This window comes from Listeria sp. ILCC797 (genome assembly GCF_900186185.1).
Lineage (GTDB): Bacteria > Bacillota > Bacilli > Lactobacillales > Listeriaceae > Listeria > Listeria goaensis.
Map to the genome: position 1 here is coordinate 49,616 of NZ_FYBS01000004.1, position 19,266 is coordinate 68,881.

The 19,266-nt window shown below is 37.3% G+C and carries 14 protein-coding genes; all 14 read right to left on the reverse strand.

The window, feature by feature from the left end; genetic code table 11:
* Nucleotides 1-5: 5 nt before the first annotated feature.
* The 14 genes from BN1609_RS05350 to BN1609_RS05415 all read right to left on the reverse strand — a co-directional run bounded on the left by BN1609_RS05350 (nt 6) and on the right by BN1609_RS05415 (nt 19,204).
* Nucleotides 6-683 carry a CpsD/CapB family tyrosine-protein kinase gene (locus BN1609_RS05350; protein ID WP_088810290.1) on the reverse strand — a complete coding sequence of 226 codons (678 nt, stop codon included), beginning with the start codon at nt 681-683 and terminating at the stop codon, nt 6-8.
* Nucleotides 684-689: 6 nt separating this feature from the next.
* On the reverse strand, nt 690-1,112 hold the full coding sequence (locus tag BN1609_RS14070; protein WP_255377320.1) for a YveK family protein: 423 nt from the start codon (nt 1,110-1,112) through the stop codon (nt 690-692).
* Nucleotides 1,100-1,417 (reverse strand): YveK family protein, encoded by a 318-nt coding sequence (locus BN1609_RS14075; protein WP_255377321.1) that lies wholly within the window; start codon nt 1,415-1,417, stop codon nt 1,100-1,102. Before BN1609_RS14075 ends, BN1609_RS14070 begins: the two co-directional genes overlap by 13 nt.
* 15 nt (nt 1,418-1,432) lie before the next feature.
* Nucleotides 1,433-2,719, reverse strand: a complete 1,287-nt coding sequence (locus BN1609_RS05360) for a nucleotide sugar dehydrogenase (protein ID WP_088815623.1) — start codon at nt 2,717-2,719, stop codon at nt 1,433-1,435.
* A 26-nt stretch (nt 2,720-2,745) separates the two neighbouring features.
* Nucleotides 2,746-3,243: a DUF4352 domain-containing protein gene (locus tag BN1609_RS05365; protein ID WP_088815624.1), complete on the reverse strand. Its 498-nt coding sequence runs from the start codon at nt 3,241-3,243 to the stop codon at nt 2,746-2,748.
* A 205-nt stretch (nt 3,244-3,448) separates the two neighbouring features.
* The gene (locus BN1609_RS05370) at nt 3,449-4,171 is read right to left on the reverse strand and encodes a Crp/Fnr family transcriptional regulator (RefSeq protein ID WP_179946385.1); all 723 of its coding nucleotides are present in this window, start codon (nt 4,169-4,171) and stop codon (nt 3,449-3,451) included.
* Nucleotides 4,172-4,782: 611 nt separating this feature from the next.
* The gene (locus BN1609_RS05375) at nt 4,783-7,563 is read right to left on the reverse strand and encodes an immunoglobulin-like domain-containing protein (protein WP_159458325.1); all 2,781 of its coding nucleotides are present in this window, start codon (nt 7,561-7,563) and stop codon (nt 4,783-4,785) included.
* Between the two features lie 77 nt (nt 7,564-7,640).
* Nucleotides 7,641-8,417 carry a Crp/Fnr family transcriptional regulator gene (locus BN1609_RS05380; protein WP_244169934.1) on the reverse strand — a complete coding sequence of 259 codons (777 nt, stop codon included), beginning with the start codon at nt 8,415-8,417 and terminating at the stop codon, nt 7,641-7,643.
* 146 nt (nt 8,418-8,563) lie between these two features.
* A complete protein-coding gene (locus tag BN1609_RS05385; protein WP_088840595.1) occupies nt 8,564-9,571 on the reverse strand; it encodes a hypothetical protein in 1,008 nt (335 codons plus the stop codon).
* Nucleotides 9,564-10,046, reverse strand: a complete 483-nt coding sequence (locus BN1609_RS05390) for a hypothetical protein (protein ID WP_088840596.1) — start codon at nt 10,044-10,046, stop codon at nt 9,564-9,566. The genes BN1609_RS05385 and BN1609_RS05390 overlap by 8 nt, the downstream gene beginning before the upstream one ends.
* Before the next feature lie 189 nt (nt 10,047-10,235).
* Entirely contained in the window at nt 10,236-10,577 is a 342-nt protein-coding gene (locus BN1609_RS05395; RefSeq protein WP_088840597.1) for a hypothetical protein, read from the reverse strand.
* Nucleotides 10,574-11,131 (reverse strand): hypothetical protein, encoded by a 558-nt coding sequence (locus BN1609_RS05400; RefSeq protein WP_088840598.1) that lies wholly within the window; start codon nt 11,129-11,131, stop codon nt 10,574-10,576. The genes BN1609_RS05395 and BN1609_RS05400 overlap by 4 nt, the downstream gene beginning before the upstream one ends.
* A 135-nt stretch (nt 11,132-11,266) precedes the next feature.
* Nucleotides 11,267-11,587: a hypothetical protein gene (locus tag BN1609_RS05405; protein WP_088840599.1), complete on the reverse strand. Its 321-nt coding sequence runs from the start codon at nt 11,585-11,587 to the stop codon at nt 11,267-11,269.
* 1,020 nt (nt 11,588-12,607) lie between these two features.
* Nucleotides 12,608-19,204, reverse strand: a complete 6,597-nt coding sequence (locus tag BN1609_RS05415; protein WP_088840601.1) for a DNRLRE domain-containing protein — start codon at nt 19,202-19,204, stop codon at nt 12,608-12,610.
* Nucleotides 19,205-19,266: the final 62 nt, after the last annotated feature.

Consider the following 19,266-nt stretch of genomic DNA (forward strand, 5'->3'; position numbering starts at 1 on the left):
TTTCATTAACTATAATAGTAATAATTATTCTTGTTGCTTTTCACATAATTTAAGACCGATCCAATAATTGATACTTGGGTGTTTTTAAGCTGTTGTACCGCCAATTTCGCATGTTCTTTAAGCGTTTTGTCACTACGAAGAACAAGAATTGCGCCATCTACATAAGGGGTTAAAACTAACGCGTCTGATGAAGCTAAAATTGGAGGCGTATCAATAATAATTTGATCGAATTCCTCAGCAAAACTTGCTAATAATTGCCCCATTTTTTTAGAAGCTAGTAATTCATTTGGGTTCGGCGGTATCGTTCCGCTCGTTAAAATCATTAAATTTTCAATTTCAGTTTCATGAAAAACATTCTCTGGCTGGATTTCGTTATCCGTTAACAAGTCCGATAAGCCAATATTAAATCTAATTCCAAACGTTTTATGTCCCGTTGGTTTCCGCATATCTGCATCAATTAAAAGCGTTTTACTTCCTTGCTTCGCATAACAAATAGCTAGGTTAGCAGATATGGTAGATTTTCCACTTTCAGGTTCCGGAGAAGTAACTAAAATCGACTTATATTCTTTATCTACAGATGAAAAATGAATACCCGTACGAAGAGTTTTAAATTGTTCCGTAATCGGCGAATTAGGATTTGTTTCAACAATCAATTTTCTTCTGTTCATTTGATTATTGTGCATCAGACATTATCCTTTCCTCTTGCGTCTATTTCTAGTATTGCTTCGTTCTCGTAAATCTTCTTCTTTCATTTCAGTGATAACAGTTAAAACTGAAAGCTCCAAAATTTGCTCTACATCTTCAGTTGTTTTAATAGAACGATCAAAGAGATTGCGGACAAACATAATAATGACACCAATAATCATTCCAACAGCAGCTGAAATAGCAATTAATAAACTCTTATGCGGTTTTATAGGAGCAGCGTCTGAATCGTAAACGGCAGGTGACAAAATATAAGTATTGTCAATATTCATTATTTCAGGGATTTCCTTATTGACAATTTGAACTGTCGCATTTGCAATTTTGACGTTATCTTTTGCATTTTCTCCTTCGACATTAATTTGAATAACTTGTGACTCCGCCGTGCTGTTAACTGTAATCATTTGTTCCAATTTTTTTCCGAATATTTTCCGTCCATTTTTTGAGAAACCTCTGATAAAATACGTGGACTCGTTATAATCGAGGCATACGTATTTACAAGTTGCAAGTTTGCCTGAACGTCTTTCGACTCTACAAGTGAGTTCTCCGGAACTGATTGATTAATTAATATTTCTGTTTCGCTCTTATAGACTGGGATTGCTAAAAAGTAAAGGTAGCCTGTCATCAAAAGTGTGCATACGCAAGTACTAATAAAAATTTGCCACTTATTTTTTTTCAAAAGGTCCCATAGCTGCTTTAGGCTTAATGTATCTTCCATTGTTTCCTCCTGTCTTTATTCAACAATTGAAACTAACTTTTTATTATCCCTTTTCATCTTATATAAGCTTCCCATGTTATAAACCCTTGCATCAGCCATCTCTGAAATGATGTTTTTCGTATCAAAAATATTTTTCTGATTCATTCCGTCAAGCTGTTCAGCTACTATCATTCTAAACTCACTATGATCGGCTAAAACAAGCATTAAATCAGCTCCTGAAATAGCTTCCTCAAAGTTTGGTTCAATCCACGGCTTATGCACATGTGGATCAAAAATAGTCATTTCAAAATCGGTTTCATCTTTTAATAATTGAACAATTTCAATAGCTGGACTTTCACGAATATCGTCCACATCACCTTTATAAGTGACTCCACATACGACTATTTTTCGACCGTCAATTAAGTTCATAAACTCTTTCACTTTTTCTAAAATAAAGTGCGGCATCTGATTATTAATTTCGCGCGCCTTTTGAATAAGTGGTGTGTTTTCAGGTGTTGCCGCTACAATAAAGTATGGATCCACCGCTAAGCAATGCCCTCCGACGCCTGGACCTGGTGAATGTAGATTAACACGCGGGTGCTTATTCGCCATTTGAATAACTTCAAGCGCATCTATTTGAAGTGCATCACCAATTTTTGCAAGTTCATTAGCAAGAGCAATATTCACATCACGATACGTGTTTTCCATGAGTTTCGAGAGCTCCGCAGCACCTGCTGTAGCCTCGATAAGTTCCCCTTGAACAAACAAACCATACACGTGTTTTCCTGCTTCTATGCAAGCAGGTGTAAGCCCACCAATAATACGATTGTTATATACCAATTCATGAATAATTTTCCCTGGTAAAACACGTTCTGGGCAGTGAACTAAAAACACATCTGCACCAACAATGAATCCAGCCTCCTCTAGCATCGGCTTTACTACATCTTCTGTTGTACGCGGGGCAATTGTAGATTCTAAAATAACCACATTTCCTTTTTCAAGAAAAGGAAGAATATTATTTACCGCGTCTTTCACATGTGTTAAATCACAAGAAAGATATTCATCAGGAATATTCGGTGTTGGAACTGAAATGATGAAAACATCTGCTGCCTCTGGTTCCAGCTTAGCCTTAAAACGCTTGGATAATAATGCCTTATCTAGCTCTTCTTGAAGCCCTGGTTCTTCAAGGTGAAGACGCCCTTCATTTAACATATCAACAGCTTCTTTTTTAACATCTACTCCAACCACTTCTTGTCCGTGATTAGCAAACATTATCGCGGTGGGCAAACCAATATAGCCAAGACCAATTACTGCGATTTTCAAACGATCATCTCCTCATAGATTTAATCTCATTTGTTGTCTGGAATGGAAATTTCCCAAGTTGCAAGTACTTTAGGCTTTTCTTTGCCAAAAGTAACTGGTTTATAGGATAAATCGCCTGATTTCACACTTTTTGGCAATTCAAAATTTATTGCACCACTAACCGATTTATTCGCTTCGATATCTGTTCCGATATTATTTGCATCAGGAATAACTGTGTAAGTTTTATCGCCGTCTTTTATAATAAATTCGCTACCACCAACACCCCACGGCGTAGCATTTTCATTTTTAAAGTTCATATTGATTTGAACAATATTTTTATCGCCCTTACCGTTCTCTGTTGTTTCAATACTTTCAATTTTCATTTCTACATTATCTACTGTTTTCACTGGATAAGTTGCAGAAGCTTTCTTTTCCACTGACTCTTGTTTGTTATTTTCCTTACCTTCATCTTTTGCAGGTGCACTACAAGCTACCAAAGATAACGCACATGTGCCTGATAAAACTGCTAGTAAAACTTTTTTCATAGTTTAAATTAACTCCTTCAATTCTAAATTATTTCCTAAAACGAGTGATGAAAACTTCATCATCCAAATACTCTAGTGACTTGTAGAATCCATCAAAAATTTTGATAGATTGTTTGCAAGCGGCAACTATTTGATTAGTAGCCCACTTGCACAAAACATTTAAAACTCATAACTAAAATAAAAAAACTGCTTACGCAACTGCATTCTACTGTTCTTTTTCCAACCACTTTTGTAAAACCTTTGGGTTGTAAATCGCTTTTTCGGAGTTCGCATATCTCTCTAAATAAACAATGTAAATTTTGTCTACAAAGTCTACTATCCCTTCCTCTTTTAAAAGGCTTTCCATTTTCTTTAAAGAACTGGGACTTAGACCTGCGTATTCCGAAATGAATTTTTTGCTAAAATACTTTGGAAGAATATAAGCATCATCTTGCTTAACACCAAATTTTGAAGCTAATTCAAAAAAAGTAGCTGAAAGTCTTGAAAAGCTATTTTCGTTCATTAATAGATATCGATTCGTTAAAACATTATTCTGCTTTTGCATTTCTAATGCTAGGAAGAGCCAACCTTCTTGATGACTTAACAATTCCAGTAGTACTTCAGACTTTTGAAAGACAATTACCTCACAATCTATAATTGGTCGATAATTATCGACGTAATCCCCTTGCAAAATAATAGTATCCAACCCAATAAACTCATTTGTCTGCTGTAAACTAATGGGGAAATCCTGATGTTGTGAAACTATAATCCCTGATGTTAAAAAATAAATTTCATTGCTCTTTATTGGATTAATCACATGGTTCTTCTTCATTTTCCGATATTCATGTTTCACTTGTGGAGATTGAATGAGCAATTTCATCAAATTTTGTTGATTAAAATTTGATTCTACAGCATCATTGGAGTACAGTTCTTTAATCTCAGTAAGCATTTTTCTCACCCTCCTAACCAGAACACTTTTCAGAATTTTCGTTTTTTTTCAGTAACTTGAACGTTATCATCTATTAGTGAAAGTGCTTTAATCGACATGTTCTTACTTTAACAAAGCTACCTAAATGAAAATCGTACAACTCAAATCCTTTCTGAATTAACATACTCAAAACTAAGCTAATACTTTTCCTAAAATCGAGTACTTCTTTTAGCAATTCTTAATTCACTAATTATCATATCAGTTTAAAATCAGAAAAAAAGCTATTTTTATCGATTAACCTTTGTTTTTTGTGTATTTTCTGTTACAAGTTTTCTTATCTACTAATTACTAAAAAGCAATATTTATATTGAAAATCATCTGCTAAAAACCGCTTCTAATTGTTTTTTCAACCTTGATCTTTCGGCGTATTTTCTTGCTTTGCACGGAAATTTGTGCCTTTTTATTTTTTTCGTAAAATCCTCTACGAATAATCCGGTTTTTGATTATTCGAAATTTCTTGAGTTCACAAATTCGTTACAAATGTCCATAATCACATCGGATGTGTATATAAAGCAAATTACAGATAAAAAGAAGCATAAATCCTGTACAATTTATGCTTCTCTTACTAATTTTTATTCTACTTCCACATCATTTTGTACGATTATTTCCCCCATCAAACCGTAACCTATAATAGTAACTTGGTCATCTGTACTTAGAATCTTATCTTTCGCATAATATCTCCAGTTAGAATCATCCATGACACCAATTTTACTATATGTTTTGTCGCCAACTTTGAGTGCAACATATTTTACATCTCCAGTAAATTTCCCCTTCACATAGCTATCAATTTTTAGTGTAAAAGCATCTGGAGTAATCGTTGTTTCTTTTCTTGGTTCTTGTAAAACATTGATTCTTTCCTCATCAACGAGCGCCCCCGCCGCATTATATGCTCTTATAACGACAGTATCATTTGGGCTTGTAATTTTGTCTTTTGCATAGTATTGCCAGTTTATGCTATCAATTACTCCCACTTTTGCATATTCCATATTGTTCACAACAAGCGAAATATATTTAACTCCTCCTGTGAAAGTTCCCCTAATATAGGAATCTGTTATCATAATGTAATCACTAGAATCTGCTGTGATTGTCCCTTGAATGCTACCGGGACCGTTTATTAAAACAGCTGTCCTGTAAATTAATTTCCCTTCTGGATTATAGCCGAGTACCTCCACATTATCAGTGAGACTTGTAATTTTATCTTTTGCATAATATTGGAAAGTATCTTCTCCGACTACACCTACCGCTGGATAAACCATTCCATTAACAACAAGCGCCACTTTTGCGATTGAACCTTCGTAAGTACCCGCTACATAATTGCTCACTCCAACAATAAATGCATCAGCTGAAACAGAGCCCCTTAATAAATCACCATCTTTAAGCTCTACTTTTGCACGAGATAACTCTTTGCCTGACTCATCTACTGCCACAAGGTATACTTCTTGTGACAAACTTGTAATTTCATGTTCGACCAAGTATTCAAAACTTCCTTCAGCTGAAATGGCTTTGTAGTCTGTACCATCAACTTGAAGATACACTTTCGCTACATCACCACTAACTGTGGATTTAATAGCCTCATCATAACCAATATAGAAAGGATCTGTAATGGTTATCGTCCCTTCTGTTTCTTTCGTTACTGTTGTAGATGCAGAAGATGTAAGCCAGTCAACCATAGCGGTTACCGTAACAACAACGCCTACTTTTTGCGCTGGAATAGTTAAACTATATTGTCCATCCGCATTAACTGTTCCTGTAGCAATTACTTCCGCGCCTACTTTTGCTTCAATAGTTGCATTTGGTTCTGCTGTTCCAGAAACAACTGTAGATTTATTTGTCACATCATCAATGGTTGTTTCTGCTAACACTCTACCTTGCTGAACATTTGTTGAAGTACTAGATGTTTTACCTTTTGCCACAGCCTCTACTGTAACTTCAGTTCCAATAACTTGTCTAGGAATTACAAGATTATATTTTCCTTCTGAGTCAGAGTTTCCTGTTCCAATTACTTCACCGTTTACTCTAATTTCAATAGTTGCATTTGGCTCTGCTGTGCCTGATATATTTGTAGAATCCGTTGTCAGTCTGTCAATAGTCGTTGCTGCGATATTTGTTAAAGCATAACTACCACCACTAATTTTAGCGGTTGTCTTACTGACAAATTGCGCCTTGAAGTCCGAGCTGTTCGAAGTCAAATTCTTCTGGTTAAGATTACTTCGATCCCATCCAGACAAATCAAAAGTTGCTGTTTTAAAATCATAGTAATTATGAGTCGGTTTTGCACTATTAATTAATCCCGCATCCCAAGTTGATAATCCGTTATCGGAATTAATGTTGATATTTGTCGAACTTCTAGAATAGTTGGCAAAAACAGACCCTACAGCATTTGTATTTGTGATTAGAAAGTTAGAACCATTCTCAAATACTAATTTACCACTTGTTTGTACGGTCCCTTGCCTACCCGGAGAGGTTACAACAAAGTCTGCACCTGTCTGTACAGTTAAGTTTCCATTTGTAAGTGAAATTCCTTCTTCAGTTAATTCCCCTGATGTAGCCTGAAATTTACCACCTGTTACAACCGTCATTTCGGCATTTGACCATGCTGTATAAATCGCTTGTTCATCTGTGGATTTTAATACCATGTTTCCAGCAACGATGATTTTTGTATCGCTGTCATGTCCGTAAAGCGAAATATCTTTTGAAGTCACTTTAAAATCAGAATTTGCCTCTTGATTTACGCTATCGTATACTCGTAATGCTGGAGAACTCGTTTGGGAAGTGAAATTAACAGTCGCTCCTGATTTAACAAGAAGTTTATCCCCTTGATATACTTCTTCCCTCGTAGAATTTGCCGTAATTTTCCCCTCCAAAATGGTTGTTCCATGCGCATTATAAATAAATTGCGCCCCTGAAGAGTTGACGTCTTTATACGTCACAGTTACTTCAGAACTTTCGGACCAAAATAGCGGATAGATGTTTTGATTTGTAATCGTTATCCCTTCAACACGATTCAGTAATTTAGTTTTGGAAATTCCAATTCGGTAGTTGTTCATGTCGATCGTATGCCCGTCACCATACAAATTCTTTTGTGAAGAAAAGTTAAAGCTTGAAGTTACTTTAATATCTGCTGTAAGCTTGATATTTGTAACATTTGCATCTAGTAGCGCTGCTCTTAATTCCCCAAATGTCGCTACCTCAGTTGCATCAGCCGGTATTGCTGTCAATGCCACTCTATTCGCTACTGCTTCATCAGCAAACGCTGAAACAGGCGAAAAAGCAATTAACGAGCTCCCAATTAACACCGTCGCTAAAACAATTTTCCCACTTCTTTTTAAAAATCCCTTTACTACCATTAACATTTTTCCTCCCTATTTTTTATTTCTGATTGACTCAACTCGAATCAATCAATTTGCTTACATCAGCCATTTATATCCCCCTAAGAAAACACATTTTTTGAGCAGTATTTTTCTAAGTTGACAATATAAAATTTGTCTGCAATTTCAATAAATCCCTCTGATTTCAAACTAACTTCTACATTTTTGACTGAACTAGGGCTGAGGCCAGCATATTCTGCAATAAATTTTTTATTAAATTGTTTTGGTAGTATGTAGGTTTCATCTTGCTTTGTTCCAAATCTTGAAGCCAAATCAAAAAAGGTTGCTTTTAACCTTGAAAAACTATCTTCCTGCATTAGTAAATACCGATTCGTTAGAAACTTAATTTGTTTCTGCATTTCTACTGCTAAAAATAACCAACCTTCCTGATGGCTAAACAATTCCATCAAAACTTCTCCAACTTGAAAAACGATAACTTCACAATCTACAATTGCCCTGTATTCACTTATACCGTCCTCTTGTAAAATGATTCTCTCTAACCCAACAAATTCACTAGCTTTTCTAATATTAATGGGAAAATCTGTTTTTGTTAAAACCATTATGCCTGACGATAAAAAATACACTTCGTTGTTTGCAATCGGATTGACTATATTTCTTTTTCTGAGCTTCCGATACTCGCAACTAACTCGCGGTGAATGAATAAGCAATTCAATCAAGTTTTCATGACTAAACTCCAACTCTACAGTTTCATTAGAATAAAACTCCTTTATCTCTGAAGACATATGCCCCGTTCCTTCCTTTGGTGTATTTTTTTGACTTTTTCCCTTCTTTCCATCTTCTTTTTTTATATAGAAAAAGTCAATATATGCTGCAAACAAGCCTATTTTCACTTAATATCATATCAGGTTGCGACTGAAAAAGTGGTCAATTTTGTAACTTTTTATTCTTTTTTTGTGTACTTTCTGTTACGAAAACCCGAAAGAAACAAAAAAACCCCACTTTCAAGGTGAGGTTAGACTCCTTTTTATACATTTTCAAACATAACCGCAAGTTCACCATCAAACAAAAGAATAACGGCTTTCCCGCCTTCTTCTAAATTAAAATCCAAAAACGATTTATATGAAAACAATTTTTTCAAAAAAGAATTCGTTTGATTTTTCCTTACTTTAACATCCGGATTATTCCCATAAAAAAGATAAACCCGCTCTAAAAAGCTTTCTTTATGCAGCTGATTAATTGTTGCTTCACGTCTTTCAGCCGCTATAGGTTCCGAAAGTAACATTCTATTATCCAAATGATAATCAATTCCCAACTCATCCAATGTGTCATCGTACGAACTAGCAATCGCAATCATTTGAAGATTATCGCCTGCAAACAATTGAGGGAGCGCATCATCATTTCCTGCATTGGGGCTATTTAAAAGCCGCGCAGAAATACGAAATTTTTCAACCGGCAAATTAAACTCTTTTAAAAATGCCGGCGGGACTAAAATGCCGCCTAAATTAGTTTCCTTATAGTCCATAAACGGAACGATTTTATCATCTAAACGTTGTTCGATTAGCTGAATGAAGTTTTCGCAGTCCTGTTCATCTTGGGCGGACACATAGAGTGTTGGCTCATTTTCAAGTAACGTTAGTCCAACTGAATGGCCGTTTAAATATCGGCCAATGTCCCATCCTCCTTTTTTCCCAAATTGCTCTAAACGAAATTCACATGGGTTACCTAAAAATAGTGTCATATATTTACAAAAGCCGTAAACGCAATACTCTTCAAGGATTTTAACCACATGAAAAGGGCTTGGCGAGTGTAAATAAACTTCTGCCATATGCACTTTAAAAGGAATATTTTCCTCTCGCAAAAATTGTTTTACACTTCTTTTTTCTGGAAAAATTATGGTTGCCGCGTCACTGGCAACGATTTTTTGCATATCGCTAAAAACGTCCTGCCCGTATTCCCAGTCTTCAAACGAAATATCTCCTACAAAACCTTGATTTTGAATTGGTTGGTATTCCAAAAACTCCTCTTTATTCATCTTCTTCCTCCACTAAATAGCCGTTTTTCATCAATTTCCCGATAACATAATTCTTCGATTGCCCAAATGAAATGGCTGCCTTTAGGCAAGTTCCATCATTTTTTAAAAGTAGTAAGTGCTTGTCGTAGTTTGAAAAAATTTGCGTCTTCCAATTTGTTCGGAAAATAATTTTGTTGATTTCAGATTGCTTCAACTGAAAACTTTTCCGTTCGCTAAGTAAAGCTTTCATTCCTTTTTTCACTAAAACAGCATCCACATGAGCCTCTCGTTTTTCCTGTCGCCTTCTAGCTATTTTGTACGGAATATAGAATAAAATGGCGCCAAAAAGCCCTGCCTGTTCAAGTAAATTTTCATGATGAAACTGCCCGCCTAGTTTTACAAAAACAAGTGTATTTTCGTAAAAATAAACCCGGTAATACTCATCAGCTGTAAAAACATGTGCAAATGACAAATGAATGTGCGGATATTTTTTCATAACTTCCCCTTTTTAATTGTTAATCTGAAGTTTTAGATGCATGAGATAACAAGTGCATCTAAAACTTTGAGTAAAAGTACGCATAATGGACTACAACTTTTAAATTAGAATCTACTTTTTCTTGTCTGAAAAAGATAGCTACGTTCATTAGATATAGTTACTCGTATTAGCTTCTAAGCTGGGCATTATTTATCCAACCGATCCCATAACTTCAATTTCCCTGCAATAAAATCTAATGGATTGAGATTCATAGTCCTCAACATAATAGTTAATATTTTCTAGTTGTGAATCAGAAATTGTATCAATTCCTATATCATAAAAATATTGATCACTTGAATCAGCGTTTACTTTTAAATCCTCTACACCTAAAAACTTTACTTCAATACTATCATTTTTTCTATTGAAAGAAGCTATTAATACCACTTCCCCGTCTTCTGTATAGTACGTAAATTTTGTAATTGTATTTAAATTTTCCTCTACAAACAAAGAATTTTCAGCTGTTATAGTATTTAATTTTTTCCATATTGTCACGGCTTCTCCCTCCCACTATTTTCTATAGATATTAAATCTTGTTTCACGACCTTTAAATTTTCCTCGTGGATATTTGCACTATACTTGACTACATGCAAATGGGGCTTTGTATGATCTCTTCTACCATGATTATTATAATCTACTCGATATTTCTGGCGCCCATATTTATCATAAATAACAGTTGACTTTTCTTTTACTCCATTCTTCAATTTATGATGCAAAATTCTCGAATTTGGGCTTCCCATCTTAAGTGCATTTCGTGTCCAATATTCTGTTGGTACAAAAGGACCTTGTTTCTTCGCTTTTCTCTTGAAATAGTAAGAACGAGCTGCTCGATAGCCTTTATTTAATGCACCACCAAGCGCACCTTTACCTGCTGCAATTCCAGCTTTTTTCCAACTCTTCGTCTTTTTATAAGCTTTATAGCCATCATAAGCTGCAAAACCGGCATTTATTGCTAGCCAAATCCTATGTCCATCAGGGTCCACATGCATTACGGGATTATTTTGACCATAATCGTACCCATTCATTGTCTGAGGTGTGGTGATAAACAAATCTTATTCTGACTCATAGTAACGCGCTAAGCAATATTATTTGTTTCCTTGCAGCACGTACAGATGCGTGTTAGCATGTGCCTAGGTTGTTCTAGCTATACCTTTCAGGACAACTTCCTAGGCACCAAAAGAACTCTACAATTCGATATGCTCAAGTAGATTATTGTATTCTTCGCCATCAACTTTTATTTCATCGGCTTCAATTAGCAAAAGCCCCTCCATAAATTCTAAAGTAAAATTAAAGTTAGCATCAAAACCATTATAAAAAGTATCTCTGGATTTAATTATTAATTTTTGTTCCTTTGAATTATCATATACTACTGATAATAATTCCCTTTTCTCTCCGTATTCATAATCTTCTGTAGAATATCGGCTTGTTTCATACCCATTTACAAAATAAAAACCACAAACTTTATTAAAAATTAGCTCTATTTTCTTATTAAAATCTGGATACACTAAGTGGAATTTGATTTAATTTTTTTGAATATCGATACTATGATATTCAATTAAAGTTACATCCCTGTTATTACTATACCTCCCATATCTATCAACACTTCCTTTATCTTGATGGAAAATTCTATAGTTTTGCCTTTTCAATAACTTGTTTCAAATTCCCGATGCATGAGTGGATTTAGCAGGTGCACCAGGAATTTGATTTTTGAAATAAAAAATGTTTAATTATAATGGTTTTTATGCGAATCAACCCTTATTATCATTCAGAGAAGTCGTTTTTAATGAATTAGTTGTCAAAAGATACAAAAATTAAAGACAAAAAATACACACTCATTATTAAATTCCAAGTGGTTACCATTATAAAAATTTTTTTATTTTTTATTCGATAAACTAAAAGTAAAAATAGAATTGTTATCAACAAACTAAATAGCGGTAACCAAATTCGATTTTCTTTAACAAATAATACTGCAAATGACAAAGTCAAACCACATACGAGAGTACCCAAATTGATGACAAACAATACTTTTACCATCCAACGTGATACATCAGTATTTAACTTTATCAAATAAGCTGAAGCTAAAACCACCATCATACACAATAAAGCCAATTCAATATTTATACTCCCAAATTTAAATTCAAAAATTCCTTCTAGCAAAAATTTCACATTGAATACATACACAGCATAGAAAACAATGCCCAGACACCATAATATCGAAATCACTAATAACAGTTTACTTTTCGGCTTCTTAAAAAACAGAAGGTTTAATAATATCGTTAGAATCACGAATATCACGGATTGATAGAGTATTTTATCGTCTCGCACATCCCAAGTAACAAAAAATATAAAAGACATGACAGATAAATAGAGAAATGACAGGAAACTAAGAGCGGAAAAAGTCCTATAACTCCATTTGGAAATACCTAGTTTCCCCTCTCCGATAACTCTATATATATAGCCACTATATAAGGTGACCACTGTACACAACAAACTTATCATTATTTTCGTCAAAAAGGTAATTCTAATCACTTCCTTCTCTTTTTAACAGCTTTGCCTTTGTAAAATTTTTTCTTTTTGTAAAAACGGTTCAATTTATCATTATTAATACGGCTTCTTAATCTTGAATAGTTTCTTTTGCTTTTTTTAGTAACATTTTTATTGATTAAAGTTCTTTTCAAATGCTTCCCTGGATTTCTGTATAAACTTTTAGCATTTGTCCAAACTGATTTATATAATTTTTTCTTCTTTATAATTTTCATTCCCACTCTAGTCATTCCACCAAGCCCAAAAACTCGTCCAACTCCTGTCTTCCAAACACCATTTAATCCACCTTTTACTGCAGCGCCAAATACACCTTTAGCAGAATAGCCTTTGTTCCTATTCTTATACAAATATTTACCTACCTCATAAGCTGATCCTGCCGCAGCGGCTACAGCCCACCATGCAATATTTCCATCTGGATCAATCATCATCACAGGATTATTATTCGCATAATTATACCCATTCATCGTCTGTGGGTCGTCTTCGTCGCCTGGGTCTGGATCGTAGGCGGTGAACACGCCTTGTTCTGGCTCATAGTAGCGCGCCATCAAGTAATACTGTTTGATTTCTTTGTCATACGTATAACCTGCATATAGATATGGATTGGCTTTTGTCTCGGTTGTTGTGGCTGTGTTTTTAAGAACAACGCCCCATGCATCGTAGGCGTATTCCGCGACCACTTTGCCGTTTTCATCGGTCATGGCAATGACGTCACCATGTGCATTGTAGTGATAGTACAGTGTTTTGCCATTCATTTTCATGGCTAGGCGGATATTGCTGTCGGAATAGACATATTGGCGGAGCACTTTTCCTGCGCTATCCGTTTCATACAGCACATCGATGCTGTCACCATCATAATGATAATTGGTTGTCACACCGTCCACTGTTTTGGAAAGACGGCGGTTGTCATCATCATAAGTATAACGGACAAATGGACTATTTTCATCTTTTTTTGTAATGCTGATTAAACGGTCGCCTGTGTCCCACGTATAATTGAATTTTCCGTCACTCGTTCGGTTGCCATTCGTATCATAAGTCAGTCTATCGCTACCAAATTGCACAAGCTGGTTGCCGTCATTGAACGTGGCGGCAGTGGTCTTCGATTCTGAACCAGTTATTTGAACTTGCGTGCGGTTTCCAAAACCATCATACGTGTAGGATTTGACGGTGCCGTCTGGCAAGCTTTCTTTCGTCAATTGATTAACAGCATCGTATTCATAGGTAGTTTTTCCACTTTTTTTGTTGTCGATACTTGTACGGTTGCTTGCTGCATCGTACGTATAGCTCTCGTCTAAAATGAGGTCGCCTTCTGCATCGCCAATTGCCACATTCGTTACTTTTTGGGTGCTATCATACACATAGTTTGCGGCTGTGCCGTTACCTGCTGTGTATAGGCCAATGTTGCCGAACTCATCGAACTCAAAATAGGCGTTTTTACTGCCGTCGTTCACGCGGGTATTTTGGTCTAAATCGTTGTACGTGTAGCTTGTTTTGGCGGTATAGTCGCCGTGGCTAATGGAAACGTCGGCCACTTTGTCGGTTTTGCCTTTGTTGTCTTGTGTTGGCTTGTCTTTGTAGGAATAGCTGATTTGACCGCCGCGTTCGGCCACTTTTGTGATACGGTCTGCATCGTCGTATGTTTTGTCCGTGACGATACCATTAATTTCGTCGGTGACTTTTGTTTGGTTGCCGTTTGGATCGTACTGGAATTTAAACGCTGGTTCGTTGTTCCAATTGATGCCGTTCGTGCGGTCCGCTGAATCGTACGTACTTTCGGTTACGCGCCCATTTGGCATGATAGCCTTTGTCTCATTGCCGCTTGCATCATATTCGTACTGAATTGTCCGCCCAAGTGCATCGGTGAACGCTGTAATCTTGTTGTCTACGTCGTAGGCATAACTATTCTTTTGCGTTTTTCCAGAAGCGGTAACATTTTTCTCTGTGGTGTTGCCGTTGTCGTCATATTTGTACGCGACTGATGTGCCGTTTGCGAGTGTTGTGTTCGTTAGAGCGTTGTCGGCATCGTAGGTGAGCGTTTTTTTGTTGCCTTTTTCGTCCGTTTCTGAAGTTTTGTTGCCGTATGCATCATAGGTAAAGCTAATTTTACGGCCTTCTTCGTCGTAACTTGCCGTCACGTAGTTGCCTGATGCATCATACTCTTCGCGTGTGAGCACTTCGCCTTCTATGACGCGAACATCGTCAAACCAAGCTTTTCCAGTTAAGCCATTACGGAATAATGTGTAGATTTTAATGGATTGAATTGGTTTTGCAGGTTTTATAACTACAGCGCTTCGGTTCCAGTCGTTTGTACCGAGCGGGAATTGCCCTTGTACATAGGAAGCCGTTCCATCTTGATAATAAATCGTCCCGCAAATGGAATAATCATTGGACATCACTGTAGTCGCGCCGTTTACTTTGGCATTTTCTGACTTAGATAATGCGGTTAACGTGAGTGCCTTTGCTTCTTTTTGATTGATAGCGACATCTTGAAGCATGTGTGTATGCGCTTCGCTCGTCGCCTTCCGTTCAAAATAAACCGCGCTGTCGCCACTAAAGCTTTCATTATCAACCACTTTAGCTTGGGATAAAGCTGTATTTCCCGTACGAGCCCATCCTGCTGGAAGCGTACCATTATGGTCTTCAAAACTGTTGTTTACGACTGGATTGTAGCTAGATGCTACGCTACCTTTTTCGAGTTGAACATTATCATACCAAATCGTGCCTTTTCCTTTATTTGGTGCAGCTTGCTCGTTGTCTAGGTAAAGCAACACTTGACGCGTATTTTTTGATGTTTTAAATGTCAGTTGGCGTTTTACCCAGCCGCTATTATTTTTAATCGAAGTTGGACGATTCGACTGCCAGACACTTCCATCCGTTACATCTTTCGCATTCGCATCTTGTAATCTAGCAATCAAAAGACCATCCGCGTTTGTCATTCCCGATGTTTTAGTCCATGCACTAAATGTATACGTTGTTTCTGGATCCACATCAACGCGCTGTGTTGCCGCCGAATAGCCTTTATCCGTTGTAAGCGCCTCGCTAGTCACCTTCACTGAACCACTGCCACCAAGCGCACCAGGTGCCATTTGCGTGTTATCAAATGTAATGCCACCCTTTGCATTCGATTGTATGAGTGTCCAGTTCGAAAGACTCGTTCCTTTTTCAAACCCACTATTTTGAACTAAATTTCCGCCAGAAGAGAGCTCTCCGCTACCGCGAATCGGATTTCCGTAACTATCGTATTGAGTAACAGAAGAGACTTGTGCTTCCGTCGCCAATGTTTCCGACACCGCATCCGCTCCGTCATACGCCACCGTCGTCTTACGGCCTTCCGTATCCGTTGCACTCGTCACATCATTGTTATCATTATACGTATAAGATTCCGTACCATAAGCATCCGTCATCTGCGTCACATTTCCATCTGCATCATACGTATACGTTTCTTCCTGCCCTTTTGGATTTACTTCTTTTGTTAAATTATTTGATTCATACGTGTAGGTTGTTGTCAGCTTCAATCCATCCGCATCCACAATTTCCTTTTTCGGATTTCCTGCATCGTTATACTCATAAATCGTTTTTTTCTTTTTCTCATTTGTTAAAGTCGTTTGATGTTTTTCCTTATCATAAGAAAGCGTCGTCTTTTTCCCGACCGGATCCGTAATCTCCGTCAGCTTTTCATCCTCATAAACAAATGTCGTTTCATAAGGTTTAGCATCCGTATGTTTCGGATCATAAATCGCCGTTAGCAACCCATCTTTATAGCCGTATCGGTAGACTTTACCACGCGCCGTAGAGGAACTTACAAGCTCCTGATTCCCATTATACGTATAACTAATCGTCCGCCCCAAAGGACCAACAAGTTTCGTCACTAAATCGCCGTCATAAGTGAGCGTCACCGTCCGACCAGACGCATCACGTAAACTCGCAAGCTTGCCATCTGCATACACATATGTCAGCTGATTCCCTTTCGTATCTTTCTCAGAAACTAAACGACCATCTGGAAGAAAACGTGTTTCAGATTTATCTTCTTCCACTTTCAAAAAGCCGTCCGCCGTTTTAGAAACTTCCGAATAAATACCAGATGGCGCCGTATAAGAATCCCCTTTTTTAGTAAAACGATGGATTTTCTTGTCCGATTCAACCCAAATAATATCGCCATTCGCTTCTTCTACAAGTTTTTCCTCTAACGTACTTGTCCAACCTTTCCCAAAAATCCCAATTGCCTCGTCTTGACTATTAAACGTTCGGTCCACATTAATGCTTGGTCCGCGTCCTGCGAGTTCGAAATCCGTTTCATGGAACAAGAAATTCCCATTTGTCGCATTAACTTCCCCGCCGCGTACAGGTACGCTCGTCCAGTAATCCGCCATACCAAGCTGTTTATTCACAGCCTCTGGAATGACTGGCGTAGCAGGATCAGATTGCGCACTTTCCGCATTGTTGCCCGCCTTTTGATAAGCAATTACGCGGAACCAATAATTTTTCCGTTCCCCGTAAATGCCGCCTGTATTTCGGTAGACTGGCGAAGGGTCTCTTGCAAGTTCTGCACCACTTCCGTCTTTATGAAGTGCAAACTTGCCATCTGCAATTTCTGCGTTTGTCGGCCAAATCCCTTTATTTTGCGTTGTCCATTTTGTCGCCGTGCCTACATCATATTGTTCGTACGTTTTTCCGTTGTAGGCAAGGACTTTATATCCATCCGCCATCGGGCTTGGCTCCCAATTTAACTCGACATACCCCGTTTCCTTATGTGCCAAATTGGAATAAGCTTTCGCAACAGGCGCTTTTGGCTTTTCAATCGGCATGTAGGCAAAAACCAAATCGGAGTTTGGGCTTTCACCGCCTGGATAAACTGCCTGCACACGGAATAAATAGCGCGTTAAATTGCGTAGTCCAAAGCCACTTCCTGCTAAATAGCCGTTCTCATATAATTCCCGCGGATCAAGAGCAAATTCGGTTCCTTTCCCATCATGGTGAAAATAAAATTCACCGTCTGCAATTTCGGCAGCAGTCGGGAAAATTTTCTTATCTTTTGTGCTCCAAGTTGTTGCCGAACTCCCAGTGTTAAAATATTCATAGTTATAACCATTAGAAATAACAATATTGTAACTTGTCGCACCTGGAACTGCCTTCCAAGATAAATCCATGTAACCTGTACCCGTGCCAACCCCGTTCGAATATGTCTTTACAGTTGGTTTCTCGGGCTGGGCATAGGTATACGTCACTTCCAAGTAAGGATAGTTTGTATTATTTTCACTTGCAACTATTTTCTTCCAGTAATTTTGGTCAATATTTGTCCCTAGGCGAAAACCGTAATTTGGTCGTACTCCACTTGCCCATGCTTGAACCGTACTCGTCACATCTAAGCTCGCCCATTGTCCACGACCAACATCTACGCTCCCTAGGCGTGTTCCACTTGGTTGGTTTGCCCATGTAACTTGCCACGGAGACCAGTTAGCATTGGCTTCATAATACCAAATATCATTTTTTAAAGTCGGCGACATGTGCCAAATATTATAAAGCTTTAAAGTGGCTTTTGAAATGGATGCTTTGTTTAATGTAGAAGTATCCATTTTTAAGAAAGCAGCGTTATTTCCTGTTGAATTATCCCACTTTCCGAGTTTCAGTGTATAGGCATTCTGACCAGAATCCCATAGTTTACTCCCAATGTTATTTTCTGTTGTGCTTGCAGAATTAATATTCGCATTATAAATATCATCAATTCGAACAGAAGGATCAATATAAACAGGATATACCCGCTCTGGATCATTAAGCCATTCTGTATCTACCTTCAATTGCAATTCATAAACCGTTTTCGTAAGTGGCTTTAATTCGAAATGTGCCGCTTCTGATGTAACAGCTTCACCCGATTCCTCGCCAATATTCGAATCTGCCATAACTGGTTTCGGTAATGTATAAATGGTGTCGCCTGTTTTATTTTCAAAGACGATATCGCCATTTTCCGCTTGCTTGACATGTAGTTTTGTTTCAATTTGGTATACATACGTATCGAGCTCATTTTTTTCATGTAAAACGAGGTCTTCCTTTACTGACTGATTAAATGTAAAATGTCTTAAATCAGTATCCGGAAGCACCTTTTTATATGTAACCTCATTGTCTTCAAAAGTTGCCTTTTGATTTTCGATTAAAATTTCTGTCTCACCTTGTCTAGCGGATTTCAGCGCAAATGTCACTTCTGCACCACTTTGCGTTAATTTTTGATAAACTCCATTCTCCATGTTTTCAAAAAATTCAATGTTTATTTGTGTTTGCTTCGGAGTAATCTTCTCCGTTACCGTATCGTTTTCCAAATCTGGATCGACACGTTCCATCTCTCCGTCAACTTCTACATGAACAGGTTCTGAAAAAATTTGCTTTGTAAAACTTCCGTCATGATTGTCATATACAATTTCTGTTTCCGTTCTTTCATCTTTTACTTCTGTTGGCTTTTGTTCTGTCTTATTTGTGTCATCCTTACTCGCTACATCCTCCTCAGCAAATCCTGTGTATGGTGGAATAAGCGACAAAACAAGACTTGCCGACATTAAACTGAGCAGTCCCTTTTTCCATGTTTTCTTCATGTTCAAACCCCTTTTTTCTATTTTTAAAAACCCTTTTTCGCAAGCGCCTCCCACTCGTTCAC